This is a genomic window from Streptomyces sp. NPDC001381 (assembly GCF_042895685.1).
In the GTDB taxonomy this organism is placed as follows: Bacteria; Actinomycetota; Actinomycetes; order Streptomycetales; family Streptomycetaceae; genus Streptomyces.
On sequence record NZ_JBIAWO010000019.1, the window covers coordinates 49,278 to 75,938 of the forward strand.

Below are 26,661 nucleotides of genomic sequence, written 5' to 3' on the forward strand. Positions count from 1 at the left end.
AGTCGCACCGACCCAGGAGGGAACAGCGATGTTCAACGCCTTCGAGGAACTGTTCTCACCGGGGCGCAAGCACACCCGCGACGAGCAGAACCGGCTGGAACTGACCAGAGAGGACGTCGGGGACGGGGATCCGGGGCGGGGGCCGATAGACCTCTCGTCCGGGAAGGTCGTCGTGCGGCTGCCGGAGCCGGAGCCGGAGCCGGAGACGGAGACGGAGACGGGAGACGTGGCCGACGACCCGGCAGAGGGCGGGTGACGGCTCCCGGCCTCAGCTCACCCGCAGCTCCAGAACACGGTCGTCGCCCTCCTCCGGGCTGCCCCGGCCGTCCGTGTTGCTGGTGGTGACCCAGAGGGTGTCGCCGCCCGCCGCGACCACCGTGCGCAGGCGGCCGTAGTCGCCCTGGAGGAAGGACTGGGGGTCCGCCGAGGCCTCGGTGCCCCGCAGCGGGATGCGCCACAGCCGGCTGCCCTTCAGACCCGCCATCCAGATCGAGCCCTCGGCGTAGGCGATGCCGCTGGGGGAGGCGTCGTCGGTGTGCCACTGGGCTATCGGATTCCGGTAGGAGGTGTCGTCGGACTCACCCTCGGCGGCCGGCCAGCCGTAGTTGCCGCCCGGCTCGATCGCGTTCAGCTCGTCCCAGGTGTCCTGGCCGAACTCCGAGGCGAACAGGCGCTGTTCGGAGTCCCAGGCCAGACCCTGCACATTGCGGTGGCCGTACGAGTAGACCGGCGAGCCGGGGAAGGGGTTGCCGGGGGCCGGGTCGCCCTCGGGGGTCAGTCGCAGGATCTTGCCGCCCAGCGACTTCTTGTCCTGGGCCAGACCGCGGTCACCGCTCTCGCCCGTGCCGGCGTACAGCAGCCTGTCGGGGCCGAAGGCGATCCGGCCGCCGTTGTGGATCATGCCCTTGGGGATGCCCTTGAAGACCGTGTCCGGAGCACCGAGCCGGTCGCCGGCGGGCCGCTTCGGGTCGTAGATCATACGGACGATCCGGTTGTCCGAGGCCGAGGTGAAGTAGGCGTAGACCATGTGGTCCGAGGCGTAGTCGGGGGAGAGGGCGAGGCCCAGCAGACCGCCCTCGCCCGCCGCGGAGACGCCGGGGACCTCGCCGACCTCGGTCTTCTTGCCGGTCGACTCGTCCACGTACGTGATCGTCCCCTCGTCGCGCGAGGCCACCAGCAGGCCGCCCTCGGGGAGCGCGGCCAGGCCCCACGGGGAGTCCAGCCCTTCGGCGACCGTGCGCACCACCGTGACCTTGCCCTTCGCGGGCGGGGTCTTCCCGGCGGTCGGCGAGGACGACCCCTGCACCGCCCCACGGCTCGGGGACGCGCTCGCACCGCCCGCCGGCCCCCCTCCGCCGCCGGAGGAGCAGCCGGCCGTCAACAGCAGCGCACCCGCGGCCAACACGGCCGTCACAGCTCCACGTTGCACGATCCTGCTCCCTTCCACGCGGCGGTCCCGCGGCAGCTTCCACTTGTCCTACGCGGCGCGCGCTCCCCGGGTTCCCGCCCGGCGCCGACGCCACCCGAAAGCGGCACTCAGTCCCACGATCCCCGCGCACCCGGCAGGTGCGCCACCTCGGCGAGATCCTGGGGCGTCAGCCGCACCCCGGCGGCCCCGGCGTTCTCCGCCACCCACCGCGCCTGCTTGGCGCCCGGCACCGGAACCACGTGCGGCCCCTGCGCCAGCACCCACGCCAGCGCCACCTGCGCGACCGTCACCCCCTCCCCGTGCCGGGCGGCCACCCGGCGCAGCCCGGCGACGATCGGCTGGTTCGCGGCCATCATCTCGGCGGTGAAGCGGGGGTGGCGGGCGCGCATGTCGTCCGGTTCGAAGCCCTCGCCCGGGGTCAGCGTGCCGGTGAGGAAACCGTTCCCCAGCGGCATCGCCGCCAGGAAGCCCACCCCGCGCGCCTCGCACCACGGCAGCAGGGTGTCCAGCGCCTCCCGCGACCACACCGACAGCTCCGCCTCCACCGCGCTCACCGGGAACACCTGCTGCACCCGGCGCAACTGACGGATCGTCGCGTCGTGCAGCCGCCCGCCCGTACGCCGGCCGCCCCGCGCGCCCACCGCGCACACCCCGAGCGCCCGCACCTTGCCCGCCTGGACGAGTTCCGCCATCGCGCCCCACGTCTCCTCGACGGGGACCTCGGGGTCGGCCCGGTGCAGCTGGTACAGGTCGATGACATCGGTCTGCAACCGTCGCAGCGACGCGTCGCAGGCGCGCTTCACGTACCCGGGACGGCCGTTGGCCACGATGTGCTGCTCGCCGACGAGCAGACCCACCTTCGTCGACACGAACGCGTCCCCGCGCCGCTCCTTCAACACCCGCCCCAGCAACAGCTCGTTGGTGAAGGGGCCGTACATGTCGGCCGTGTCCAGGAGGGTGGAGCCCAGGTCCAGCGCCCGGTGCACCGCCCTGAGCGACTCGTCACCCCGCTGCCGCGACCCGCTGTAGCCCCAGCTCATCGGCATGCACCCGAGTCCGACGGCCCCCACCGAGAGCGCCCCCGCGCCGATCGTCCTGCGCTCCACCTGCCGCGACCCTCCCTCTCCGACCCCCCAACCTAACCTCTACGCGCACGCGTACCTGAATTAGCCTCCTGGCATGAGCATCGACCCGCCCCATGACGTATGGCTGCCCATCCCCCCGCAGGAGATCGACGGTCTCCCCGAAGGGCTCGACTACCTCTTCTGGGACGGGGGAGAGGACGGCGATCAGCCGTACCCCGGGGACCCCGCGGACTGCGTGGTGTACGTGGTGCCGTACATGAAGGCGCAGCGGGTGAGGGTGGGTCCGCTGGCGGAGATGCGGCGCGTGCAGGTCGTGCAGACGCTCACCGCCGGCGTCGACGACATCACCGCGCGGCTGGCGGACCTGGTCCCCGGGGTACGGCTGTGCAACGCGCGCGGGGTGCACGAGGCGAGCACCGCCGAACTCGCGCTGACCCTGACGCTGTCCGCGCTGCGGGGGATCCCGCAGTTCGTGCGCGCCCAGGACCGGGGGCACTGGGAGGGCGGCTTCCACCCGGCCCTCGCCGACCGGAACGTGCTCATCGTCGGATACGGGGCCATCGGCGCGGCCATCGAGGACCGGCTCGCGCCGTTCGAGGTCGCGCGAGTGGCGCGCGTCGCGCGCTCCCAGCGCACGACAGCGCGCGGTCTTGTGCATCCCTTCACCGAACTGCCCGCCCTCCTGCCCGAGGCCGACGTCGTCATCCTGGCCACGCCCCTCACCGAGACCACCCGGGGCCTGGTCGACGCCGAGTTCCTGGCCCGTATGAGGAACGGCGCGCTGCTGGTCAACGTCGCGCGCGGCCCGGTCGTCGACACCAAGGCGCTGCTCGCCGAGCTGGAGACCGGCCGGCTCACCGCCGCCCTGGACGTCACCGACCCCGAACCCCTGCCCCCGGCGCACCCGCTGTGGCGCGCGCCGGGCGTGCTCATCAGCCCCCACGTGGGCGGCCCCACCTCCGCCTTCCTGCCCCGCGCCAAGCGGCTGCTGGTGGACCAGTTGGGCCGTTTCGTGAACCGGGAACCCCTGCGCCACGTGATCCTTACGACGGGCACGGCAGCCGTGTAGTCCGGTTCCGGCACCCTCCGCAGTCCCCCGGGCGCGGCCCGTGTGCATATGCCGAAGATCGTCACGGAGCGTAGAGAACCTATGTCCCTGAGTGACGAGACTGGTGTATCGTCCCGACAGGGGCTGCGCCGCGACCTTTCGGCGCCTGGGATGGACATTTCAGACTTGTGAGGGGGGCGACGGGCGATGCACGGCCTATGGACGAACGATCCGACGCGGCGGAGCCGTCGGCGGCGACCCTGGCGCACGGCTGCGCGCAGACGCGGTCACGACACTCACCCCGCCCATCACCACCGCAGGAACAGCGGCCGCAGGAAGCATGCGCACCGGGACCCGAGGGACCCGGGGGCGCGGACCAGGGGGATCCGGTGAGTTCGCCGACGACCTCCACGACCCTCCTGGGCGGAGTCGACCCGACGCCGCGCGACCGGTCCCCGGTGAACACGCCGCCGGCCGGGCAGCCGCCCCGCAGTGCCGGGCCGCACCTGGTCCACAAGATGGTGCTGGTCGTTCTGTGCGCGGGATACGCCGTCGGTTCCGCGCTCGGCTGGGGCTCCGGTGAAGTCGCGCTGATCATGGGCGACTTCGGGCTGACCGCCGCGGCCGGCGCCGCCGCCGTGTCCTGCTTCCTCTACGCGCGCACCCGCCGCGTCCGCTTTCGACCGGCCTGGCTGCTGTTCGCGCTCTCCTCGGCGATGGCCGCCCTGGGCAACCTGGTCTGGGGGTGGTACGAGGTGGTCCTCGGGCGCCCCGTCCCCAGCCCCAGCTACGCCGACCTGTTCTTCCTCTGCTTCGCGCCCCCCGCGATCGTGGGGCTGCTGGTGCTGGCCGCCCGGCCCGTCACCAAGGCCGGCTGGGTCTGCCTGGTGCTGGACGCCTGGCTGATCGCCGGCTCCCTGCTCACGCTCTCCTGGAGCCTCGCCCTCGCGCAGGCCGCGAAGTTCGACGGACCGAGCGTGGCGCACGCGGCGCTGTCGCTGGCGTACCCGCTGCTCGACATCGCCCTGGTGAGCATGGTGCTGGTCCTGCACTTCAGAAGGTCCTACGTGAACCGCACGGCGGTCAACACGGCCGTCGGCGCGCTCGCGCTGACCGTGATGTGCGACGCCCTGTTCACCTCACCGCTGATGCACAACCACTACCACTCGGGCCAGTTGCTCGACGCCGGCTGGTTCGCGGGCTCCCTCCTCCTGGCGTACGCCCCCTGGGCCGCATCCCGGCAGCACGGGAAGGACACCGGCGAGGGCCACACGCGCGTGGTCCACGAGCACGTGCCGGGACACCACCCCGGCGGTCATCCGCACGCCGCCCCGCACCCGTCCGCCCGGGCACCCCGGCAGTCTCCCCCGCCGGGAGGCGACCACAGCCGTTATCCGGCCACCCGGCCCATCACCGGCTCCCTGGCCGCCCTCACCCCGTACCTCGCCGCCGCGGTCTGCACCCTGGGGATCCTCTACAACGTCCTCAACGGCCGCAGCGTCGACCGCGTGGTGCTGCTGACCGGCGGCGCGGTCGTGCTCGCCCTGGTCGTGCGGCAGGGGATCATGCTGCTCGACAACATCACCCTGACCCAGGAACTGGCGCAGAAGGAGAACCACTTCCGCTCCCTGGTGCAGGGCTCCAGCGACGTCATCATGATCGCCGCCCCCAGCGGCATCCTGCGGTACGTCTCCCCGGCCGCCGCCGGCGTCTACGGACGGCCCGCCGAGGCCCTGGTCGGCACCGAACTCGCCGATCTGATCCACCCGGAGGACCTGGGCTGCGTGGTGCACGAGGTGCGCCGCTTCCTCGCCGCCAGCCCCCAGGAGGAACCCACCACCCGCATCGAGTGCCGGTTCCGCTCCGGCGACGGCGGCTGGCTCAACGTCGAGTCGACCGTCAACCGCCACCACGGCGGCCTGATCTTCAACAGCCGGGACGTGACCGAACGGGTGCGCCTCCAGGCGCAGCTCCAGCACAACGCCGAGCACGACCCGCTCACCGACCTGCCCAACCGCGCCCTGTTCACCCGGCGCGTCCAGCAGGCGCTGTCCGGCCGCCGCAGCTCCGACCGGGGCACCGCCCTGCGCAACACCGCCGTCCTCTTCATCGACCTCGACGGCTTCAAGGCGGTCAACGACACCATCGGGCACCAGGCCGGGGACGAACTGCTCGTCCAGGCCGCCCGCCGGCTCCAGGACGCCGTCCGCAAGGGCGACACCGCGTCCCGGCTGGGCGGCGACGAGTTCGCGGCCCTGATCGTCGGCGACACCACCCGCGACCGGGCCGCCCGCCAACGGCACATCCTGGAGCTCGCCGACCGCCTCAGGATGACGCTCTCGCAGCCCTACCTGATCGATGGCAACGAAGTCAGAGTCGCCGCCTCCATCGGCGTCGCCTTCGCCGAACCGGGCCTCGGCGCCGGCGAGCTGCTGCGCAACGCCGACCTCGCGATGTACCGCGCCAAGGCGGGCGGCAAGGGCCGGGTCGAGCTGTACAAGCCGCAGATGCAGCAGGACGTCGTACGCAAGGCGGAGCTGGCCACGCGGCTGCGGGCCGCACTGCACGACGGCGAGTTCGCGCTGCTCCACCAGCCCGTGGTGCGGCTGGAGGACGGCCGGATCTCGTCGGTCGCCGCACACGCGCGCTGGCGGTCCTCCCAAGGGGTGCTGTTCACGCCCGCCGAGTTCCTCCGGGTCGCGGAGGACGGCGACAGAACCGCCGAACTGGGCCGCTGGATCCTGGAGGAGGCCGTCGAGCAGGCCGCCGACCGGGCCGCGAACGGACTCACCGTGCCGGTGGCCGTGCGCATGGCCGCCCGGCGGCTGCTGGACCGCTCGATGCCCCTGGGCTCCGTGGAGGCGCTGCTCACCCGGCACGGACTGCCGTCCGGTTCGCTGGTGATCGAACTGGCGGACCTCGACCCGAGGGTGCCGCTGGACGAACTGGAACGCCGGCTGGGCGCGCTGCGCCGGCTCGGCGTCCGGATCGCCCTCGACGGCTTCGGCAGCGGCTACGGCGCCCTCACCGCGCTGCGGCGGCTCCCCGTCGACGTGCTGAAGCTCGACCGCTCACTGGTCGAGGGCGTCGTCGAGTCCGCGCGGCTGCACAAGATCACCAGCGGGCTGCTGCGGATCGCCTGCGACCTCGGGCTGCAGTCCGTGGCCGACGGCGTGGACCTGCCCGAACAGGTGGTGGCCCTGCGCGCCATGGGCTGCACGCACGGACAGGGCATGGCGTTCTCCGGGCCGCTGGACGAGTACCGGCTGCGCCGCGCCCTCGCCGCCGGCCGCTGCTCGGTTCCCCACGGCCCCGTGGAACCCGCGTTCGCGGGCGGCGCCACGGGGGTGTACACCAGTGGTGTAACCGCCGTCCTGGGGAGCGGAAGTGCCCTTCGCTCACATACTGAGACTCCTGTCCCACCCACTTGACAGTCGGTGCGCGCCAGGGGGAGGGTCAATGCCATGCGCACCCGAATTCTCGTACTTGGAAAGCGCGTCGGCTGAAGCTGGTGACGCCCGGAAGGACCCGGACTCCCAGCGACCCACACCCGGCGCGCTCCCCTCGCTTGCCTTACGGCACGAGGGGTTTTTTGTTGCACAAAACCCGCAGTAGAACCCGCAGAACCCTCAGCATCGAGAAGAGAATGCCGATGACCGAGCAGGCCACCGGGGCTCATCCGCAGCCCCGGCCCCGATCCGGAGGACACTCCGCAACCGTCGAGCACGTCACGGGCGCGCAGTCCCTCATCCGCTCCCTCGAGGAGGTCGGCGCCGAGACGGTATTCGGCATTCCCGGCGGTGCGATCCTTCCCGCCTACGACCCGATGATGGACTCGACCCGGGTCCGGCACGTCCTGGTCCGCCACGAGCAGGGCGCCGGCCACGCCGCCACCGGCTACGCGCAGGCCACCGGCAAGGTCGGCGTCTGCATGGCCACCTCCGGCCCCGGCGCGACCAACCTGGTCACCCCGATCGCCGACGCGCACATGGACTCGGTGCCGCTCGTGGCGATCACCGGGCAGGTCGCGTCGAAGGCGATCGGCACGGACGCCTTCCAGGAGGCGGACATCGTCGGCATCACCATGCCGATCACCAAGCACAACTTCCTGGTCACCAAGGCCGAGGACATCCCGCGGGTGATCGCGCAGGCCTTCCACATCGCCTCCACCGGCCGTCCCGGGCCGGTCCTGGTCGACATCGCCAAGGACGCCCTCCAGGCGAGGACCACGTTCTCCTGGCCGCCCACCATGGACCTGCCCGGCTACCGCCCGGTGACCAAGCCGCACGCCAAGCAGATCCGCGAGGCCGCCAAGCTGATCACCGCCGCCAGGCGGCCGATCCTGTACGTCGGCGGCGGCGTCCTCAAGGCCGGCGCGACCGCCGAGCTCAAGGTCCTCGCCGAGCTGACCGGCGCGCCCGTCACCACCACGCTGATGGCGCTCGGCGCGTTCCCCGACAGCCACCCGCAGCACCTGGGCATGCCCGGCATGCACGGCTCGGTGGCCGCGGTCACGGGCCTGCAGAAGGCCGACCTGATCGTCGCCCTCGGCGCCCGCTTCGACGACCGCGTCACCGGCAAGCTCGACAGCTTCGCGCCCTTCGCCAAGATCGTCCACGCGGACATCGACCCGGCGGAGATCGGCAAGAACCGCGCCGCCGACGTGCCGATCGTCGGCGACGCACGCGAGGTCATCGCCGACCTGATCCAGGCCGTCCAGAAGGAGCACAGCGAGGGCAACCAGGGCGACTACAGCTTCTGGTGGAAGGACCTCAACCGCTGGCGCGAGACCTACCCGCTCGGCTACGACCAGCCCGCCGACGGCTCGCTCTCCCCGCAGCAGGTCATCGAGCGCATCGGACAGCTCGCCCCCGAGGGCACCGTCTTCGCGGCGGGCGTCGGCCAGCACCAGATGTGGGCCGCCCACTTCATCCAGTACGAGAAGCCCGCCACCTGGCTGAACTCCGGCGGCGCGGGCACGATGGGGTACGCGGTCCCGGCCGCGATGGGCGCCAAGGCCGGCGCGCCGGACAAGACCGTCTGGGCGATCGACGGCGACGGCTGCTTCCAGATGACCAATCAGGAGCTCACCACCTGCGCCCTGAACAACATCCCGATCAAGGTCGCCATCATCAACAACGGCGCCCTCGGGATGGTCCGCCAGTGGCAGACCCTGTTCTACAACCAGCGGTACTCCAACACCGTGCTGCACTCCGGCCCGAACGACGTCAACCCGGACGCCCGCGGCACCCGCGTCCCCGACTTCGTGAAGCTGTCGGAGGCCATGGGCTGCTACGCGATCCGCTGCGAGTCGCCGGAGGACCTGGACAAGGTCATCGAGGAGGCGAACTCCATCAACGACCGTCCGGTCGTCGTCGACTTCATCGTCCACGAGGACGCGATGGTCTGGCCGATGGTCGCCGCCGGAACCTCCAACGACGAGATCATGGCCGCCCGGGACGTCCGCCCCGACTTCGGCGACAACGAAGACGACTGAGCGAGAGAGACCCAAGAGACATGTCCAAGCACACGCTCTCCGTCCTGGTGGAGAACAAGCCGGGCATCCTGGCCCGGATCGCCGCCCTGTTCTCCCGCCGCGGCTTCAACATCGACTCGCTCGCGGTGGGCGTCACCGAGCACGCCGACATCTCCCGCATCACGATCGTGGTGAGTGTCGACGCCCTGCCGCTGGAGCAGGTCACCAAGCAGCTCAACAAGCTCGTCGAGGTGCTGAAGATCGTCGAGCTGGAGCCGGCCCAGGCCGTCCACCGTGAACTCGTTCTGGTGAAGGTGCGCGCCGACAACGAGACGCGCTCCCAGATCGTCGAGATCGTCCAGCTGTTCCGCGCCAAGACCGTGGACGTCTCCCCGGAGGCCGTGACCATCGAGGCCACCGGCAGCAGCGACAAGCTCTCCGCCATGCTCAAGATGCTGGAACCGTACGGCATCAAGGAACTGGTCCAGTCCGGCACGATCGCGATCGGCCGCGGGGCCCGTTCGATCACGGACCGGTCGCTGCGCGCTCTCGACCGATCCGCGTAAGGCTGGATTCGGGCGGTCGGGTGACTCCGGCCGCCCGTATACCGAGACCCCCGAACTTCACTTACGCCCGCCGTCATACGGTGGGACGCACCACCTGTACACAAGGAGAGAACCCAAAGTGGCCGAGCTGTTCTACGACGCCGACGCCGACCTGTCCATCATCCAGGGCCGCAAGGTCGCGGTCATCGGGTACGGCAGCCAGGGCCACGCCCACGCGCTGTCGCTGCGTGACTCGGGTGTCGACGTCCGCGTCGGTCTGCACGAGGGCTCCAAGTCCAAGGCCAAGGCCGAGGAGCAGGGCCTGCGCGTGGTGACCCCCGCCGAGGCCGCCGCCGAGGCCGACGTCATCATGATCCTCATCCCGGACCCGATCCAGGCCCAGGTCTACGAGGAGTCCATCGCCCCGAACCTGAAGGACGGCGACGCGCTGTTCTTCGCGCACGGCTTCAACGTCCGCTTCGGCTTCATCAAGGCCCCGGCCGGCGTCGACGTCGCCCTGGTCGCCCCGAAGGGCCCGGGCCACCTGGTCCGCCGCCAGTACGAGGAGGGCCGCGGCGTCCCCGCGATCGCCGCCGTCGAGCAGGACGCGACCGGCAACGCCTTCGCGCTGGCCCTGTCGTACGCCAAGGCCATCGGCGGCACCCGCGCCGGTGTCATCAAGACGACCTTCACCGAGGAGACCGAGACCGACCTGTTCGGCGAGCAGGCCGTTCTCTGCGGTGGCACCGCCGCGCTGGTCAAGGCGGGCTTCGAGACCCTGGTCGAGGCCGGCTACCAGCCGGAGATCGCCTACTTCGAGTGCCTGCACGAGCTGAAGCTGATCGTCGACCTCATGTACGAGGGCGGCCTGGAGAAGATGCGCTGGTCCGTCTCGGAGACCGCCGAGTGGGGCGACTACGTCACCGGCCCGCGCATCATCACCGACGCCACCAAGGCCGAGATGAAGCAGGTCCTCGCCGAGATCCAGGACGGCACCTTCGCCCGCAACTGGATGGACGAGTACCACGGCGGTCTGAAGAAGTACAACGAGTACAAGACGGCCGACTCCGAGCACCTGCTGGAGACCACCGGCAAGCAGCTCCGCAAGCTGATGAGCTGGGTGAACGAAGAGGCGTGAGCCTCATGTCAGGGGGGCCGGAGCGTACTGCTCCGGCCCTCTTGGCCATCCCGTCCAACCACGGACGGGTGATCCTTCCGCGGAGGCATGAGGCGACCTCCGTCGCAGCACTACACTGCTGCCTATATACGCGTTCAGGCCCACAGCGTCGTGCGTCTTCCACGCGGCTAGCCCCTCCTCCGCCTGCGGCCGTCGGGACGGCCGTCCGCACGCTTTGGACTTGTGAGGACTCACGTGAGCTCGAAACCTGTCGTACTCATCGCTGAAGAGCTGTCGCCCGCGACCGTGGACGCGCTTGGCCCGGACTTCGAGATCCGGCACTGCAACGGAGCGGACCGAGCCGAACTGCTCCCCGCGATCGCCGAGGTCGACGCCATCCTGATCCGCTCGGCCACGAAGGTCGACGCCGAGGCGATCGCCGCCGCGCACAAGCTCAAGGTCGTCGCACGAGCCGGCGTCGGCCTGGACAACGTCGACGTCTCCGCCGCCACCAAGGCCGGCGTGATGGTCGTCAACGCCCCCACCTCCAACATCGTGACCGCCGCCGAGCTGGCCTGCGGCCTCCTCGTCGCCACCGCCCGCCACATCCCGCAGGCCAACGCCGCGCTGAAGAACGGCGAGTGGAAGCGCAGCAAGTACACGGGCGTCGAGCTCGCCGAGAAGACCCTCGGTGTGGTGGGTCTGGGGCGGATCGGCGCCCTCGTCGCGCAGCGCATGTCCGCCTTCGGCATGAAGGTCGTCGCCTACGACCCCTACATCCAGCCCGCGCGCGCCGCGCAGATGGGCGTGAAGGTGCTGTCGCTGGACGAGCTGCTCGAGGTCTCCGACTTCATCACCGTGCACCTGCCGAAGACCCCCGAGACGGTCGGCCTGATCGGCGACGAGGCGCTGCGCAAGGTCAAGCCGAGCGTGCGGATCGTCAACGCCGCGCGCGGCGGGATCGTCGACGAGGAGGCGCTGTACTCCGCCCTCAAGGAGGGCCGCGTCGCCGGTGCCGGTCTCGACGTGTACGCGAAGGAGCCCTGCACGGACTCCCCGCTGTTCGAGTTCGACCAGGTGGTCTGCACCCCGCACCTCGGCGCGTCCACGGACGAGGCCCAGGAGAAGGCCGGCATCGCCGTCGCCCGCTCGGTGCGCCTCGCCCTCGCCGGTGAGCTCGTGCCCGACGCGGTGAACGTGCAGGGCGGTGTCATCGCCGAGGACGTCAAGCCGGGTCTGCCGCTCGCCGAGCGCCTCGGCCGGATCTTCACCGCGCTGGCCGGCGAGGTCGCGGTCCGCCTCGACGTCGAGGTCTACGGCGAGATCACCCAGCACGACGTGAAGGTGCTGGAGCTGTCCGCCCTCAAGGGCGTCTTCGAGGACGTCGTCGACGAGACCGTCTCGTACGTCAACGCCCCGCTGTTCGCGCAGGAGCGCGGTGTCGAGGTGCGCCTCACCACGAGCTCCGAGTCGGCGGACCACCGCAACGTCGTCACCGTGCGCGGCACGCTCTCGGACGGCGAGGAGGTGTCGGTCTCCGGCACGCTGGCCGGTCCGAAGCACCTCCAGAAGATCGTCGCGGTCGGCGAGTACGACGTGGACCTGGCCCTCGCCGACCACATGGCCGTCCTCAAGTACGAGGACCGTCCCGGCGTCGTCGGCACGGTCGGCCGGATCCTCGGCGAGGCCGGCATCAACATCGCCGGTATGCAGGTCGCCCGTGCGGCGGTGGGCGGCGAGGCGCTGGCCGTCCTGACCGTCGACGACACCGTGCCCGCCGCGGTGCTGGCCGAGGTGGCCACGGAGATCGGCGCGACGTCCGCTCGTGCGGTGAACCTCGTCTGAGGTTGCCGCCGGGCTCGGGGCTGCCGCCCCCGGACCCCCGCTTCGGCCCTGAAAGGGGCCTCGTCCTCGAACGCCGGACGGGCTGACTCGGTCAGCCCGTCCGGCGTTCGCCTGTTCCGTCACCTCACCCGGATCCTTCGCAGCGCCACCGGAGCCGCGACCGCCGCCCCGGCCAGCACCACCGCCCCCGCGACCGCCGCTCCCTGCATCCCGCTGGTGAACGCCTCCCGCGCCGCCGTGGCCAGTCCGGGGACCCGGTCGGCCACCGCCAGCGCGCCGCCCAGGGTCTCCCGGGCCGGCGCCGGGGCCGAGGACGGCATCTCGTGGCGGTAGACCGCCGTGCCGATCGAGCCGAGCACCGCCATCCCCAGGGCACCGCCGAACTCGGCGCCGGTCTCGAGCAGGGAGGAGGCGGAGCCGGCCCGTTCGGCCGGGGCCGCGCCCATCGCCAGGTCCGTCATCTGGGAGATGACCATGACGATCCCGGAGGCGAGCACGCCGCAGGCGACCAGCACGAGTCCCATCGAGTCGGTGCCGGCGAGGGCGAGGAGGGCGTAGCCGGCCGCGGCGGTCGCGAAGCCCGCGGTCACGACGTGGGCCCGCTCGACGCCCTTCTGGACCAGGGAGGTGGCCAGCGGGGCGGCCATGCCGATCGGCACCGACGGCAGCAGTGCCCACAGGGCCGCCTCCAGCGCGCTCCTGCCGAGCACCGACTGCAGGTACTGCGTGGTGAAGAAGGCCGAGCCCATCATCCCGAACGAGGAGACGAGGTTCAGGACGACCGCGGGGGCGAAGCCGGGGCCGCGGAACAGGGCCGGGGAGATCATCGGGGAGTCGGCGGTGCGCTGGCGGCGGACGAAGAGGGCCGCGAAGAGCAGACCGACGGCGACCGGGACGACGTACTCGGTGTGCCAGCCCTCGGAGGGGATCTCCTTCAGGCCGTAGATCACGGGGAGCACGGCGGCCATCGACAGCGGGACGCTCGCCCAGTCGAAGCGGCCGGGAGCGGGGTCGCGCGACTCGGGCAGCAGGACCGGGCCGAGGACCAGCAGCAGGGCCATCGCGGGCAGGTTGACCAGGAAGACCGAGCCCCACCAGAAGTACTCGACCAGGACCCCGCTCATCACCGAGCCGAGGGCGATCCCCGCCGTCATCACCCCCGACCAGAGGCCGATCGCCTTCGCGCGCTGGCCCGGGTCGGTGAACATCGTGCGGATCAGGGCCATCGTCGACGGCAGCAGGGTCGCGCCGCCGACACCGAGCACCGCGCGGGCGGCGATCAGGGTCTCGGCGCTGTTCGCGTAGGCCGCCACCACCGAGGCGGCGCCGAAGGCCGCCGCGCCGGCCAGGAGCAGCCTGCGGCGGCCGATGCGGTCGCCGAGCGACCCCATCGTCATGAGCAGGCCGGCCAGGACGAACGCGTAGATGTCGAAGATCCACAGTTGCTGGGTGCCGCTCGGCTCCAGGTCGGCGCTGATTGCCGGGATGGCGAAGTAGAGCACCGAGACGTCCATCGAGACCAGGAGCAGCGGGAGCATCAGCACCCCGAGGGCGGTCCATTCGCGGCGGCCGGCGCGGGGCGCCGGGGTTGTGGTGGTGCTCGTCGGGTTCGTCATGCCGGTGACTGTACGGGCGTATTAAACGCTTGTCTAGAACGATTGTATAAGTCGCTCGTATAGGACGGCTGTATGGATCGACGGTAGGGTGAGGGCATGGGACACCGTGAGGATCTGCTCGAAGGCGCGAAGCGCTGCCTGCTGGAGAAGGGGTTCCTGCGCACGACGGCGCGGGACATCGTCAAGGAGTCGGGGACCAACCTGGCGTCGATCGGCTACCACTACGGATCCAAGGACGCGCTGCTGGTGCAGGCGTACGTCTCCCTGGTGGAGGGCGCCGGCGACGAGTTCGACCCGGGATGGGGCGCGGGCGGCACGGTGACGGCGCCGCCCGGGTCACTGGAGCGCTTCGAGGAGGTGTGGACGAGCATCATCGGCTCGTTGCCGCGCACCCGGGCGGTCTGGCTGCTGAGCTTCGAGCTCATCGTGCAGGGCGACCGGCTCCCCGAGGTGCGCAAGCTGCTGGCCGAGGCGCAGGAACAGGGCCGCTCGGGCATCGTCCCCATGTTCAACGGTGTCCCGGAGGAGGAGCTCGACCAGGAGACGGTCGACACGCAGGGCCGCTTCTACCAGACCCTCCTCAACGGGCTCATGGTCCAGTGGCTCTTCGACCCGGACTCGGCAACCGACGCGGCGCAGCTCACCGAGGGTCTGCGCCGGGTGATCGCGGGCACCACGAAGAGCTGACCCGCCGGCCCGGCGGGGAGCCCGCCCGAGCGTGTCGACCGCCGGCCTGGCGTGCCGCCGCCTGTCCGGCGAGGCGACCGCCGGCTGGTGCCAGCCGCCCGCCCGGCGTGCCAGCCGCCCGCCCGGCGTGCGACCACCCCTCCGAGCGTGCCGATCGCCTGCCCGGCGAGCCGGCCGCCCGCGGTGGGCCGCCCGTCGGGTGTGCGACCGCCCACCTGGGCATGTCGATCGCCTGCCTGGCCCTCCTGCCCCCCGAGCGTGACGATCGCCCGCCCTGCGTGGCGCCCCCGGGCGTGCGCCAGGCCCGCCCCCAGGGCGGCGGGCGCCGCTCTCCGCCCCCCAAGGGCGTGCCGACCGTCCGCCCAGCGTGGCGATCGGTCCGCCGAGGAGAGCCGTACCGTCCGCCCGCCGCCCCCCGGGGCGTGCCACCGCCCACCTGGCGCGCCTGCCTGGTCGTCCCGCCCCTCGGCGCCCGCCCTGGGTGCCGCCCCGGGCGTGCCCCCCCCGTCCCGAGGGGTGCCGACCGCTCACCCAGGCTGGCGATCCGTCCGCCGGGAAGGGGCGTACCGTCCGCCGAGGAGGGCCGTGGCGGCCGCCGCTTTCGTCTGCGTGGGGGTGGTCGTGGGGCTCAGGGGAGCCGGGCGGTCTTGAGGGTCATGTGCAGGAGCAGCCGGTCCTCGCCGTCGGCCAGGTCCAGCCCGGTCAGCTGCTCCACCCGCGACAGCCGGTAGTACAGCGTCTGCCGGTGGATGCCCAGCTCCGCCGCCGCCCGGCCCGCCTGGCCCGCCCGGTCGAGGTAGACCTCGGCGGTGCGGGCGAGTTCCTGGTGGGCGGGGGAGAGCAGGGCCCGTACGGCGGGGTCCCGGGCGGTGTCCCGGGGGAGCGAGGTCAGCAGCCGGAACGGGCCGATCGACGCCCACTGGGCGACGGGACCGAGCCGCGGTTCCGCGAGCGCCGCCCGGGCCGAGGCCGACGCCTCCCGCCATGCCGCGCCCAGCTCGGCGAGGCCGGCCCGACCGGCGGCGACGCCCGCCGCGGACGTGTCCGCCCGCTCCAGCAGCCGCCCCGCCACCGCCGTCGCCGGAGTCGGCACGTCCGCCGAGCGCAGCCGCACCAGCACCGCCAGACACCGCCCCGTCTCCCCCCACGGCACCGTGCACAGCGCGGTCGCCCCCGGCAGCGTGCGCAGCGAGGGGACGTCGTCCGGGCCGGCGGACGGCCAGGGGGCCACGCAGACCACCGTGTGCGGGCCGTCCGCGCGGGCACCGAGCGCGGTGCGCAGCTCCGCCACCGCCATGTCGCGCGGCCAGCCCCGCTCGGCGGTCAGCACCGCCCGCAGCTCCCGGGTGAGGTCGGCGCCGTGCTGGGCCTCGTCCGCGAGCAGCGCGCCGATCCGCACGGTCACCTCCATCGCCGCCGCCAGCTGGGCGTCCGAGGGCCCGGGCTCGTCGTCGAGGAGCCACACGTAGCCGAGGACGACCCCCCGGTGCCGTACGGGAAGACAGACGCGGCCCCGGTACACACCCGCCTCGGGGGTCGGCGGGATGCGGACCGGGCCGGTGGCGCGGGTGATGCCGAATCCCTCGAACCAGGTGCGCACGGCCGCCGTCGACCGCCGGGTCAGGATCGAGCGGGCCCGCACCGGGTCCAGCGCGGACGCGTCCAGCTCGCCCTCGCTGTCGTACGCGCCGAAGGCGATCAGCTCGAAGTCCCGGTTCTCCAGGGTCGCGGGGGCGCCGAGCAGCTCCGAGATCTCGTCGACCAGCTCCTGGTAGTCACCTTTGAAATCCGACGTCACCCGGCCATTCTCACCCAGTCGCGCAGGGCCTTCATACATATGTCTGAGATCTGCGGCACGAATGCGTGACAGCTGTCGATGGCCGACGATCGGAGGGATCCTTAACTTTCACGGTGGTTCTCCGTGCCGTTCCCGAATCGTCGGGCAGCGGCCTCGTATGGGTTGGTATGTGGAGGTGCCCCGTGCTGGGTCCCGTGATTCTCGCCGCGTCGCGCAGCGACCGGATGCGACGCCTGATCTCGGCGGCCCCGGTGACCAAGCAGGTCGTCGACCGCTTCATCCCGGGCGAGACCGTCGACGACATCGTGCCGATCGTCGAGAACCTCACCGGCCGGGGCCTGGAGCTGACGATGGACGTCGTCGGCGAGGACATCACCACCCCCGAGCAGGCCACCGCCGCCCGCGACGCCTACCTCTCCCTGATCGACCGCCTGAAGGAGCTCGACCTCGGCGAGCGCGTCGAGATGTCCGTCAAGCTGTCGATGTTCGGCCAGGCGCTCCCCGGCGGGCACGAGCTGGCGCTCGCCAACGTCCGGCCCGTCGTCGAGGCGGCCGCCGCCATCGGCACGACCGTCACCCTGGACGCCGAGGACCACACCACCCTCGACTCGATGTTCGCCATCCACGAGGAGCTGCGGAAGGACTTCCCGCAGACCGGCTGTGTCATCCAGGCGTACCTCTTCCGCACCGAGGCCGACGCCCGCCGCCTCGCCGCGAGCGGCAGCCGCGTACGGCTCGTGAAGGGCGCCTACAAGGAGCCCGCCGAGGTCGCCCACCAGCAGAAGCACGAGATCGACCGGGCGTACGTCCGGATCCTGAGGACGCTGATGGACGGCGAGGGATATCCGATGATCGGCTCCCACGACCCGCGCCTGATCTCCATCGCGCAGGAGCTCGCCCGCAAGGCCGGCCGCAAGCTCGACGAGTACGAGTTCCAGATGCTGTACGGCATCAGGAGCGAGGAGCACCTCCGGCTCGCCGCCGAGGGCCACCGCATGCGCGTCTACACCGCCTACGGCACCGACTGGTACGGCTACTTCATGCGCCGTCTCGCGGAGAAGCCCGCCAACCTGCGGTTCTTCGTCCGCAGCATGATCACCAAGGGCTGAGCCCGCACCCCCTTCCGCACCCCCGCTCAGTAAGGAGTCACGGAACTCATGGACGCTGTGACCCAGGTCCCCACCCCCGTCAACGAGCCGGTGCGCGGCTACGCCCCCGGCTCGCCCGAGCGCGCCCGGCTGGAGGCCAAGCTCAAGGAGCTGGCCGACAACCCGGTCGACCTGCCCTGCACCATCGGCGGCGAGAAGCGGATGGGCGGCGGTGACGCGTTCGAGGTGGTCCAGCCGCACAACCACCGGGCCGTCCTCGGCACCTACCGCAACGCCACTCAGCAGGACGCCCGGGACGCGATCGACGCGGCCCTCGCCGCCGCCCCCGCGTGGTGTGCGATGTCCTTCGACGACCGCGCCGCGATCATCCTGCGCGCCGCCGAGCTGCTGGCCGGTCCCTGGCGCGAGACGATGGCCGCCTCCACCATGCTGGGCCAGTCCAAGACCGTCCAGCAGGCCGAGATCGACACCCCCTGCGAGCTGGTCGACTTCTGGCGGTTCAACGTCCACTACGCCCGGCAGATCCTGGCCGAGCAGCCCCCGGCCAACTCGCCGGGCGTGTGGAACCGCCTCGACCACCGCCCGCTGGAGGGCTTCGTCTACGCGATCACGCCGTTCAACTTCACGGCGATCGCGGGCAACCTGCCCACCGCCCCCGCCCTCATGGGCAACGTCGTCGTCTGGAAGCCGTCGCCGACCCAGACCCACGCCGCCGTGCTCCTCATGCAGCTGCTGGAGGAGGCCGGTCTCCCCAAGGGCGTCATCAACCTCGTCACCGGCGACGGCATCGCCGTCTCCGAGGTCGCCCTCGAACACCGCGACCTCGCCGGCATCCACTTCACCGGCTCGACGAAGACCTTCCAGTACCTGTGGAAGACGGTCGGCGCCAACATCGAGAAGTACCGCTCCTACCCGCGCCTGGTCGGCGAGACCGGCGGCAAGGACTTCGTCGTCGCCCACCCGAGCGCCGACCGCGCGGTCCTGAAGACGGCCCTCACCCGGGGCGCCTTCGAGTACCAGGGCCAGAAGTGCAGCGCGACCTCCCGCGCCTACCTCCCGGCCTCCCTCTGGAACTCCGGCTTCAAGGAGGAGTTCGCGGCCGAGGTCGAGCACCTGAGCATGGGTGACGTCACCGACCTCTCCCACTTCATCGGCGCCGTCATCGACGAGCGCGCCTTCGCCAAGAACAAGGCCGCCATCGACCGCGCCAAGGCCGACCCGTCCTGCACGATCGTCGCCGGCGGCTCCTACGACGACTCCGTCGGCTGGTTCGTCCGCCCGACCGTCATCGAGTGCAGCGACCCGGAGAACGAGGTCTTCACGACCGAGTACTTCGGTCCCGTCCTCGCCGTGCACGTCTACGAGGACGAGAAGTACGACGAGATGCTGACCCAGATGGAGTCGGTGTCGGACTACGCCCTGACCGGCTCGGTCATCTCGGGCGACCGTGCCGCGACCGCGTACACGATGGAGAAGCTGCGCTACGCGGCCGGCAACTTCTACATCAACGACAAGTCGACCGGCGCCGTCGTCGGCCAGCAGCCCTTCGGCGGCGGCCGTGCCTCCGGCACGAACGACAAGGCCGGCGCCCCGCAGAACCTCACCCGCTGGACGCTGACCCGCGCCATCAAGGAGACGCTGGTCGCGCCGACCGACTACACGTACCCGCACATGGGCTGAGCCGCCGGCTGCCCCCGTACGAACGGGCCGGGTCCGTCACGGACCCGGCCCGTTCGGCACACCTGCCCTGGGCCGAGGAGCCCGAGCGTTTTCGGGGAGCGGTGATGTCCCAGGTCAGAGGGGTGTGACGCAGTGCACCGTCTCAGATAGTAGGAAGTCCGAGTAATTGTGGAGACAGGCGCGTGCGCCTCCCTTACGTTTGTAGGAGCCGAACGTCTCGCTCGATCCAGCGAATGGCGGTCGTGAGCCGGGCCCCGTGCAGGCAACCCCTGCGGCCCGCCGCTCCCCGCCCCTCCGGCGTCTCGTAACCCTTTCCGTACTCCCTGGTGTTGTCGAAGGAGTCGATTTCCCATGGCCGAGACGACCGTCCGCCGCCGAGTCCGTCACGTCTCCCGTACGAGCGAGTCCGACCGCAAGCAGGCCGCAGCCGCCCTCCAGCGCGCCCTCGACCGCCGTGACAACGGCGGTGAGACCGGCCACCTGTAGGCCGCCCACAGTCCGGGAGCCGCACCCGCACGGGGCGCGGCGCGGGTCCCGACCGGGACGTCAGGACCCGCGCCGCACCTCGAAACGGTCGATGCGCCGGCCGTCCGAGGCGAGCGCCGACACCGTCAGCCGCGCCGACGGCCCGGCGACCGCCTCCACCGTGAGGACCGAGAACCCCCGGTAGCGCACCCGTGACCACTCCACCGTCTCCGGTGCGTTCTCGCGTGAGCGCGTCCAGTGGAAGGTGTCCACCGCGTCGCGGTCGCGGACACGACCCTCGTAGCTCTCGGGCACGCCCGCCGGGAATCCGTACAGGTCCCGGCCGCCGCCGCCCGCCGTGACGTACACGGTCCCGTCCCGCGCCGGGTCGGCCGACGCGCCCACCGGGACCGTGCGGCCCACCCGTCCGCCCTTCAGGGCGTCCGTCCGCTCGTACACGTGATTGTGGCCGTTGACCACCAGGTCCACCCGGTACCGGTCGAACAGCGGCTGCCACCGCGCCCGCACCCCGCCGTCGGAGGCGTGCGTGGAGGTCGAGTAGGCGCAGTGGTGGAAGAAGACGACGACGAAATCGACGTTCCCGTCGGCGCGCAGCGCGCTCAGCGTCCGCTGCAGCCAGGCCGTCTGCCGGCCCTCGGTGTACCCGAGGTTGGCGGGGATCTCGTACGACACGTCGTTGGCGTCCAGAGCCACCACGCCCACGTTGCCGTAGGTGAACGTGTACGCGCCCGGGGTGGTGCGCGGGGCGAAGCCGGTGTCCGGGAGGGAGAAACGGGCCAGCTGGCCGCCGTAGCCGTCGGGGGAGTACCAGGCCTCCATGTCGTGGTTGCCGGTCGTCACCATCCACGGCACGGACCGCGCCACCGGCTCGCTCTGCCGCAGGAAGGCGTCCCAGGCGGTCGGGTCGTAGCCGTCCGTCGTCCTGCCCTGCCCGGTGCCGTCCGCGTAGCAGAGGTCGCCCGCGTGGAGGTGGAAGGCGGGGGCGGCCTTCAGCAGCAGCCGGTCGACCGCGGCCGCCGCCCGGCCCACGCCCTGGTCGCCGAACGCGGTGAACACGAACCGCTCGGCGCCGGACGGTGCCGTGCGGAAGGAGGCGATCGTGGCGCGGTGGCCGGCGTCGGCCGGGTCGAAACCCTCGTGGCCGACGCCGTAGTAGTACGTCGTGCCGGGCAGGAGCGCGTCCAGGGACGCGTGCACGTAGTACTGCTCGACGGCCGCGCGCACCCCGTCGACGCCGGGCGTGCGCAGGACGCGCACCTCGGCCGGCACCCTCCCGCCCAGCTCGTCCGCGCGGGTGCCGAAGCGGACGTACGGTGCGCGCACCGCGGCCGGGAGCTGCCAGGAGATCCGCATCCGGGTGCGTGGGTCGGAACCGAAGGCGAGATGGCGGCCGAAGGGGACGACCGTGGAACCGGCGGACGGGCTCGCCGTCGGTGCCGTACGCGCCCGGGGGCTCCCCGCGCAGCCGGTGAGCAGCCCGCCCGCCACCGCCCCCGCCGTCACCAGTGCGCGGCGCCGCGACGGGCGGGTGCGCAGGTACTCGTACTGCTCCGCCATGCTCATGCCGCGGGCGAGCCGGGGCGGGATGCCGACGTCGGGTGTGTCCATGCGGAGAACCTCCCCGGACGCCGCAACGCCCGTCCTGCGTACGGGTGAACGCCGTCCGAAGGGAGCGCGCCCGTCCGCCGTCCGGGTGTCCGGATGGCGGACGGCGTGTGTCATTCCATGGGACCAGGAGTACGGTGCCGACATGTCTCGCAGCATCAATCTCGCAGTGATTCCCGGTGACGGCATCGGCCAGGAGGTCGTGGCCGAAGGTCTGAAGGTCCTCTCCGCCGTCCTTCCGCAGGATGTGAAGCTGGAGACCAAGGAGTACGACTTCGGCGCCAAGCGCTACCACGCCACCGGTGAGACCCTCACCGACGCCGACCTCGACGCGCTGAAGCGGCACGACGCCATCCTGCTCGGTGCCATCGGCGACCCGTCGGTCCCCTCCGGCGTCCTCGAGCGCGGCTTCCTGCTCAAGCTCCGCTTCGCCTTCGACCACCACGTCAACCTGCGGCCGAGCAAGCTGCTGCCCGGCGTGGCCACCCCGCTGGCCGGTGAGCCGCAGATCGACTTCGTCGTGGTCCGCGAGGGCACCGAGGGCCCGTACACCGGCAACGGCGGCACCATCCGCAAGGGCACCGAGCACGAGGTCGCCACCGAGGTGTCCGTGAACACGGCCTTCGGTGTCGAGCGCGTCGTCCGCGACGCCTTCGCCCGCGCCCAGGCCCGCCCGCGCAAGAAGCTCGCGCTGATCCACAAGAACAACGTGCTGACCTTCGCCGGTCACCTGTGGACCAATGTCTTCAACAAGGTGGCCGCGGAGTTCCCCGAGGTCACCACCGAGTACATGCACGTCGACGCGGCGACCATCTACCTGGTCACCCAGCCCGAGCGGTTCGACGTCATCGTCACCGACAACCTGTTCGGCGACATCATCACCGACCTCGCCGCGGCCGTCTCCGGCGGCATCGGCGTCGCGGCCTCCGGCAACATCAACCCGAGCGGCGCGTTCCCGTCCATGTTCGAGCCCGTCCACGGCTCGGCCCCGGACATCGCCGGCCAGGGGAAGGCCGACCCCACCGCCACGGTCCTGTCCGTCGCCCTCCTCCTGCGCCACCTCGGCTACGAGACCGAGGCCGCCCGCATCGAGGAGGCGGTCTCCGCCGACCTCGCGGAGCGCACCGGCAAGCCCGCCCGCAGCACCTCCGAGATCGGTGACGCGCTCTCCGTACGAGTAGCCGGCTGACCCCGCGCCACTCGAAACCCTTCGAAGCCGCCGGGTCGCATCCGCACCCGGCGGCTTCCGCATGTCCCCCGCCGGGTGCCACCATCATCCCCGGGTCGCAGTCACGCCGTTTTCTTCCTCGGATCCCGCTTGCGATAATCGAACGCGGAGCCGCGGAATGAGGCAATGCTCGGACGTCCCCGCACCGGCCGCCGGCCGTACGGGCGTGAGCGCGGCCCGTCACTACAACCGGTGAAGGACAACCACTCATGACGACGCCCACGATCGAGCTCAAGCCCTCCGCCAGCCCCACCGCCGCAGCCGAGCGGGAGGCGGTCCTGGCGAACCCCGGGTTCGGCCGCCACTTCACCGACCACATGGTGACGATCAAGTGGACCGAGGGCCGCGGCTGGCACGACGGCCAGCTGGTCCCCTACGCGCCGATCCCGCTCGACCCGGCGACCAACGTCCTGCACTACGCCCAGGAAATCTTCGAGGGTCTCAAGGCCTACCGCCGCCCCGACGGGTCCGTCGCCACCTTCCGCCCCGACCAGAACGCCCGGCGCTTCCAGCGCTCCGCCCGCCGCCTCGCGATGCCCGAGCTGCCCGTCGAGACCTTCATCGAGGCCTGTGACGCGCTGGTGGCCCAGGACAAGGACTGGGTGCCCGCGCACGGCGGCGAGGAGTCCCTCTACCTGCGCCCCTTCATGATCGCCACCGAGGTCGGCCTCGGTGTGAAGCCGGCCAACGAGTACCTGTTCCTCGTCATCGCCTCCCCGGCCGGCGCCTACTTCCCGGGCGGCGTGAAGCCCGTCTCCATCTGGGTCTCCGAGGACCACGTCCGCGCCGTCCCCGGCGGCATGGGCGACGCCAAGACCGGCGGCAACTACGCCGCCTCCCTCCTCGCCCAGGCCGAGGCCGCCGCGCAGGGCTGCGCCCAGGTCTGCTACCTCGACGCGGTCGAGCGCAAGTGGGTCGAGGAGCTCGGCGGCATGAACCTGTACTTCGTGTACGGCAACAAGATCATCACGCCCTCGCTGACCGGCTCCATCCTGGAGGGCGTCACCCGTGACTCCCTGCTCACGGTCGCCCGTGACCTCGGCTACGAGGCCGAGGAGGGCCGCGTCTCCGTCGACCAGTGGCAGCGCGACTCGGAGAACGGCACCCTGACCGAGGTCTTCGCCTGCGGCACCGCCGCCGTGATCACCCCGGTCGGCACCGTCAAGCGCACCGGGGGCGAGTGGCAGCAGTCGGGCGGCGAGCCCGGCGAGGTCACCCTCAGGCTCCGCCAGGCCCTGCTGGACATCCAGCGCGGGACGGCCGAGGACAAGCACGGCTGGATGCACCCGCTGGGCTGACCGGCGCGCACGCCAGGCAGGGGCCGCCCCGGACCCGGGTCCGGGGCGGCCCCTTTTCCGTCTCTCTCGTTTAGAGCATCGCTCAAAACATCCTGGGCGCAGCTTCCGATCATGCTTGCTGAAGTTTAGAGTGGCGCTCTAAAGCATCGAGCGAACGGAGGCGCGCCGTCGTGCGACTCACCCCCACGGAACGAGACCGGCTGCTGCTCTTCGGGGCCGCCGAGCTGGCCCGGGCCCGCCGGGCCCGGGGCCTCAGGCTCAACGTCCCGGAGGCGACCGCGCTCATCGCGGACACCGTCTGCGAGGCCGCCCGCGACGGCGCCCGGCTCGCCGAGGCGATCGAGCGCGCCCGCTCGGTCCTCGGGCCCGACGACGTCCTGCCGGGCGTGGCGGACGTCGTCACCGAGGTGCACGTCGAGGCCGTCTTCGACGACGGCTCGCGGCTCGCGGTCGTCAGCGACCCGATCGGGGGAGGACTCGGGGACCGGGGCCCCGGCGCCCTGCTGCCGGGTCCCGCGCACACCGAGCCCGAGGCGGCCGTCCGGCTGACGGTCACCAACACCGCCGACGTGCCCGTCTCCGTCACCTCCCACTTCCACTTCTTCGAGGCCAACCCCCGGCTCGACTTCGCGCGGGAGCGGGCCTACGGCATGCGGCTCGCCGTCCCGGCCGGGTCGTCCGTGCGGTTCGGGCCGGGGGAGAGCGCCGAGGTCGGGCTGGTGCCGATCGGGGGCGGGCGCGTCGCGATCGGGTTCGCCGGGCTGGTCGACGGACCGCTCGACGCGCCGGGGGCGAAGACGGAAGCCCTGCGCCGGGCCGCCGCCTGCGGATACCTGGGGGCCTGAGCGATGGATCCGTACGAGTACGCCTCCGTGCACGGCCCGCGCGCCGGCGACCGCATCCGCCTCGGCGACTCGGGTCTCGTCGTCCGCGTCGAGTCCGACTCCCAGCGCCACGGCGACGAGTTCCTCGCCGGATTCGGCAAGACCGCCCGCGACGGTCTGCACCTCAAGGCCGCCGCCGTCCGCGCGACCTGTGACGTCGTGATCAGCAACGTGGCGGTGATCGACGCCGTCCTCGGCATCCGCAAGGTGTCCATCGGCATCCGTGAGGGGCGCGTCCACGCGATCGGACGGGCCGGGAACCCCGACACCCTCGACGGGGTCGACGTCGTCGTCGGCACGGGCACCTCCATCGTGTCCGGTGAGGGGCTGATCGCCACCGCCGGAGCCGTCGACACCCACGTCCATCTGCTGTCGCCGCGCATCATGGAGGCCTCCCTCGCCTCCGGCGTGACCACGATCATCGGACAGGAGTTCGGCCCCGTGTGGGGCGTCGGCGTCAACTCGCCCTGGGCCCTGCGGCACGCCTTCGCCGCCTTCGACGCCTGGCCCGTCAACATCGGTTTCCTCGCCCGGGGTTCGTCGTCCCACGAGGCACCCCTGACCGAGGCGCTGGCCGAGGGCGGCGCGTCCGGCTTCAAGGTGCACGAGGACATGGGCGCCCACACCCGCGCCCTGGACACCGCCCTGCGGGTCGCCGAGGAACACGACGTCCAGGTCGCCCTGCACAGCGACGGGCTGAACGAGTGCCTGTCCGTCGAGGACACCCTGCGGGTCCTGGAGGGCCGCACGATCCACGCCTTCCACATCGAGGGCTGCGGCGGCGGACACGTGCCGAACGTGCTGAAGATGGCGGGCGTCCCGAACGTCATCGGCTCCTCCACCAACCCCACCCTGCCCTTCGGCCGGGACGCCGTCGCCGAGCACTACGGCATGATCGTCTCCGTCCACGACCTGAAGACCGACCTGCCCGGCGACGCCGCCATGGCCCGCGACCGCATCCGCGCCGGGACCATGGGCGCCGAGGACGTCCTGCACGACCTGGGCGCGATCGGCATCACCTCGTCCGACGCGCAGGGCATGGGCCGGGCGGGCGAGACCGTCCGGCGCACCTTCGCCATGGCCGGGAAGATGAAGGCCGAACGCGGCGCCCCGGACGACCACGACAACGAGCGCGTCCTGCGGTACATGGCCAAGCTGACCATCAACCCGGCCATCGCCCACGGCCTCTCCCACGAGGTCGGCTCGATCGAGCCCGGCAAGCTCGCCGACATCGTGCTGTGGCGCCCCGAGTACTTCGGCGCCAAACCGCAGCTCGTCCTCAAGGCCGGCTTCCCGGCGTACGGCGTGGTCGGCGACCCCAACGCCGCGACGGACACCTGCGAACCCCTCGTCCTCGGACCGCAGTTCGGGGCGTACGGCGCCACCCCCGCCGACCTCTCCGTCGCCTTCGTCGCACAGGCCGCCCTCGACCAGGGCGGCGACCGGATGCCGACCCGCCGCCGCAGGGTCGCCGTGCGCGGCACCCGCGGCATCGGACCGGCCGACCTGCGCCGCAACTCCCGTACCGGAGCGGTGGACGTCGACCAGCGCACCGGACTGGTCACCCTCGACGGCGAGCCGCTGCGCTCCGGGCCGGCCGAGTCCGTCTCCCTCAACCGCCTCTACTTCTTCTAGGGGGTGTTTCGAAAGTCCTGTGCGGTGCCCGCGGTGTTCGGTGCGTGCCCTCGGCGTGCCGGACGAAGGCCCTCGTAGCGGAGCTACTTG

20 protein-coding genes are annotated in these 26,661 nt (G+C 71.8%); 15 read left to right on the forward strand and 5 right to left on the reverse strand.

Annotated elements, in window-relative coordinates; genetic code table 11:
- Window positions 1-28: 28 nt before the first annotated feature.
- Window positions 29-256: a DUF6191 domain-containing protein gene (locus tag ACFY2L_RS38395; protein WP_390824648.1), complete on the forward strand. Its 228-nt coding sequence runs from the start codon at window positions 29-31 to the stop codon at window positions 254-256.
- A gap of 12 nt (window positions 257-268) precedes the next feature.
- Here ACFY2L_RS38395 and ACFY2L_RS38400 read toward each other — a convergent pair whose 3' ends face one another.
- Both ACFY2L_RS38400 and ACFY2L_RS38405 read right to left on the reverse strand, forming a co-directional pair.
- On the reverse strand, window positions 269-1,414 hold the full coding sequence (locus ACFY2L_RS38400) for a PQQ-dependent sugar dehydrogenase (RefSeq protein ID WP_390824649.1): 1,146 nt from the start codon (window positions 1,412-1,414) through the stop codon (window positions 269-271).
- Window positions 1,415-1,536: 122 nt separating this feature from the next.
- The gene (locus ACFY2L_RS38405) at window positions 1,537-2,535 is read right to left on the reverse strand and encodes an aldo/keto reductase (RefSeq protein ID WP_390661387.1); all 999 of its coding nucleotides are present in this window, start codon (window positions 2,533-2,535) and stop codon (window positions 1,537-1,539) included.
- Between the two features lie 73 nt (window positions 2,536-2,608).
- On the opposite strand from ACFY2L_RS38405, the gene ACFY2L_RS38410 reads away from it, so the two are divergent.
- From ACFY2L_RS38410 to serA, 6 genes are all read left to right on the forward strand, one after another.
- Window positions 2,609-3,583 (forward strand): 2-hydroxyacid dehydrogenase, encoded by a 975-nt coding sequence (locus tag ACFY2L_RS38410; protein ID WP_390661386.1) that lies wholly within the window; start codon window positions 2,609-2,611, stop codon window positions 3,581-3,583.
- A gap of 497 nt (window positions 3,584-4,080) precedes the next feature.
- Window positions 4,081-6,993, forward strand: a complete 2,913-nt coding sequence (locus ACFY2L_RS38415) for a putative bifunctional diguanylate cyclase/phosphodiesterase (protein ID WP_390824659.1) — start codon at window positions 4,081-4,083, stop codon at window positions 6,991-6,993.
- A 221-nt stretch (window positions 6,994-7,214) separates the two neighbouring features.
- Window positions 7,215-9,059, forward strand: a complete 1,845-nt coding sequence (locus ACFY2L_RS38420) for an acetolactate synthase large subunit (protein ID WP_390824650.1) — start codon at window positions 7,215-7,217, stop codon at window positions 9,057-9,059.
- Between the two features lie 20 nt (window positions 9,060-9,079).
- Window positions 9,080-9,604, forward strand: a complete 525-nt coding sequence (gene ilvN, locus ACFY2L_RS38425) for an acetolactate synthase small subunit (protein ID WP_389337124.1) — start codon at window positions 9,080-9,082, stop codon at window positions 9,602-9,604.
- 118 nt (window positions 9,605-9,722) lie between these two features.
- Window positions 9,723-10,721: a ketol-acid reductoisomerase gene (gene ilvC, locus ACFY2L_RS38430; protein ID WP_390661383.1), complete on the forward strand. Its 999-nt coding sequence runs from the start codon at window positions 9,723-9,725 to the stop codon at window positions 10,719-10,721.
- A gap of 234 nt (window positions 10,722-10,955) precedes the next feature.
- Window positions 10,956-12,545, forward strand: a complete 1,590-nt coding sequence (serA, locus tag ACFY2L_RS38435) for a phosphoglycerate dehydrogenase (protein WP_390661382.1) — start codon at window positions 10,956-10,958, stop codon at window positions 12,543-12,545.
- 119 nt (window positions 12,546-12,664) lie between these two features.
- Here the strand turns inward: serA and ACFY2L_RS38440 are convergent, their stop codons facing one another.
- Window positions 12,665-14,161, reverse strand: a complete 1,497-nt coding sequence (locus ACFY2L_RS38440; protein WP_390824651.1) for an MFS transporter — start codon at window positions 14,159-14,161, stop codon at window positions 12,665-12,667.
- Window positions 14,162-14,257: 96 nt separating this feature from the next.
- Here ACFY2L_RS38440 and ACFY2L_RS38445 point away from each other — a divergent pair, with 96 nt between their 5' ends.
- Window positions 14,258-14,848: a TetR/AcrR family transcriptional regulator gene (locus ACFY2L_RS38445; RefSeq protein ID WP_390824652.1), complete on the forward strand. Its 591-nt coding sequence runs from the start codon at window positions 14,258-14,260 to the stop codon at window positions 14,846-14,848.
- A 628-nt stretch (window positions 14,849-15,476) separates the two neighbouring features.
- Here ACFY2L_RS38445 and ACFY2L_RS38450 read toward each other — a convergent pair.
- Window positions 15,477-16,685, reverse strand: a complete 1,209-nt coding sequence (locus tag ACFY2L_RS38450) for a PucR family transcriptional regulator (RefSeq protein ID WP_390824653.1) — start codon at window positions 16,683-16,685, stop codon at window positions 15,477-15,479.
- A 143-nt stretch (window positions 16,686-16,828) separates the two neighbouring features.
- On the opposite strand from ACFY2L_RS38450, the gene ACFY2L_RS38455 reads away from it, so the two are divergent.
- From ACFY2L_RS38455 to ACFY2L_RS38465, 3 genes are all read left to right on the forward strand, one after another.
- Entirely contained in the window at window positions 16,829-17,755 is a 927-nt protein-coding gene (locus tag ACFY2L_RS38455; protein WP_390824654.1) for a proline dehydrogenase family protein, read from the forward strand.
- A gap of 48 nt (window positions 17,756-17,803) precedes the next feature.
- Window positions 17,804-19,435, forward strand: coding sequence for an L-glutamate gamma-semialdehyde dehydrogenase (gene pruA / locus ACFY2L_RS38460; protein WP_390824655.1), 1,632 nt, complete (start codon window positions 17,804-17,806; stop codon window positions 19,433-19,435).
- Window positions 19,436-19,786: 351 nt separating this feature from the next.
- Complete coding sequence (locus ACFY2L_RS38465) at window positions 19,787-19,921, forward strand: hypothetical protein (RefSeq protein WP_390661376.1); 135 nt, start codon at window positions 19,787-19,789, stop codon at window positions 19,919-19,921.
- 60 nt (window positions 19,922-19,981) lie between these two features.
- On the opposite strand, the gene ACFY2L_RS38470 is transcribed toward ACFY2L_RS38465, so the two are convergent.
- Window positions 19,982-21,529: a purple acid phosphatase family protein gene (locus tag ACFY2L_RS38470; RefSeq protein WP_390824656.1), complete on the reverse strand. Its 1,548-nt coding sequence runs from the start codon at window positions 21,527-21,529 to the stop codon at window positions 19,982-19,984.
- A 142-nt stretch (window positions 21,530-21,671) separates the two neighbouring features.
- Here ACFY2L_RS38470 and ACFY2L_RS38475 point away from each other — a divergent pair, with 142 nt between their 5' ends.
- The 4 genes from ACFY2L_RS38475 (at window position 21,672) to ACFY2L_RS38490 (ending at window position 26,571) form a co-directional block, all read left to right on the forward strand.
- Window positions 21,672-22,715 (forward strand): 3-isopropylmalate dehydrogenase, encoded by a 1,044-nt coding sequence (locus ACFY2L_RS38475; RefSeq protein ID WP_390661374.1) that lies wholly within the window; start codon window positions 21,672-21,674, stop codon window positions 22,713-22,715.
- 248 nt (window positions 22,716-22,963) lie between these two features.
- The gene (locus ACFY2L_RS38480; RefSeq protein WP_390824657.1) at window positions 22,964-24,052 is read left to right on the forward strand and encodes a branched-chain amino acid aminotransferase; all 1,089 of its coding nucleotides are present in this window, start codon (window positions 22,964-22,966) and stop codon (window positions 24,050-24,052) included.
- A gap of 170 nt (window positions 24,053-24,222) precedes the next feature.
- A complete protein-coding gene (gene ureA / locus ACFY2L_RS38485; protein WP_390661372.1) occupies window positions 24,223-24,897 on the forward strand; it encodes an urease subunit gamma in 675 nt (224 codons plus the stop codon).
- Between the two features lie 3 nt (window positions 24,898-24,900).
- The gene (locus tag ACFY2L_RS38490) at window positions 24,901-26,571 is read left to right on the forward strand and encodes an urease subunit alpha (protein WP_390824658.1); all 1,671 of its coding nucleotides are present in this window, start codon (window positions 24,901-24,903) and stop codon (window positions 26,569-26,571) included.
- The last annotated feature ends 90 nt before the right edge of the window (window positions 26,572-26,661 follow it).

Bases quoted from the DNA above. Each gene is read 5' to 3' on its own strand.
- ACFY2L_RS38475 (WP_390661374.1), top strand. From the start codon at position 21,672: ATGTCTCGCAGCATCAATCTCGCAGTGATTCCCGGTGACGGCATCGGC.
- ACFY2L_RS38490 (WP_390824658.1), top strand. From the start codon at position 24,901: ATGGATCCGTACGAGTACGCCTCCGTGCACGGCCCGCGCGCCGGCGAC.
- ACFY2L_RS38470 (WP_390824656.1), bottom strand. From the start codon at position 21,529: ATGGACACACCCGACGTCGGCATCCCGCCCCGGCTCGCCCGCGGCATG.
- ACFY2L_RS38465 (WP_390661376.1), top strand. From the start codon at position 19,787: ATGGCCGAGACGACCGTCCGCCGCCGAGTCCGTCACGTCTCCCGTACG.
- ilvN (WP_389337124.1), top strand. From the start codon at position 9,080: ATGTCCAAGCACACGCTCTCCGTCCTGGTGGAGAACAAGCCGGGCATC.
- ACFY2L_RS38445 (WP_390824652.1), top strand. From the start codon at position 14,258: ATGGGACACCGTGAGGATCTGCTCGAAGGCGCGAAGCGCTGCCTGCTG.
- ACFY2L_RS38395 (WP_390824648.1), top strand. From the start codon at position 29: ATGTTCAACGCCTTCGAGGAACTGTTCTCACCGGGGCGCAAGCACACC.
- ACFY2L_RS38450 (WP_390824653.1), bottom strand. From the start codon at position 16,685: ATGTATGAAGGCCCTGCGCGACTGGGTGAGAATGGCCGGGTGACGTCG.
- ACFY2L_RS38415 (WP_390824659.1), top strand. From the start codon at position 4,081: ATGGTGCTGGTCGTTCTGTGCGCGGGATACGCCGTCGGTTCCGCGCTC.
- ACFY2L_RS38410 (WP_390661386.1), top strand. From the start codon at position 2,609: ATGAGCATCGACCCGCCCCATGACGTATGGCTGCCCATCCCCCCGCAG.
- ACFY2L_RS38420 (WP_390824650.1), top strand. From the start codon at position 7,215: ATGACCGAGCAGGCCACCGGGGCTCATCCGCAGCCCCGGCCCCGATCC.
- ACFY2L_RS38440 (WP_390824651.1), bottom strand. From the start codon at position 14,161: ATGACGAACCCGACGAGCACCACCACAACCCCGGCGCCCCGCGCCGGC.
- ACFY2L_RS38480 (WP_390824657.1), top strand. From the start codon at position 22,964: ATGACGACGCCCACGATCGAGCTCAAGCCCTCCGCCAGCCCCACCGCC.
- pruA (WP_390824655.1), top strand. From the start codon at position 17,804: ATGGACGCTGTGACCCAGGTCCCCACCCCCGTCAACGAGCCGGTGCGC.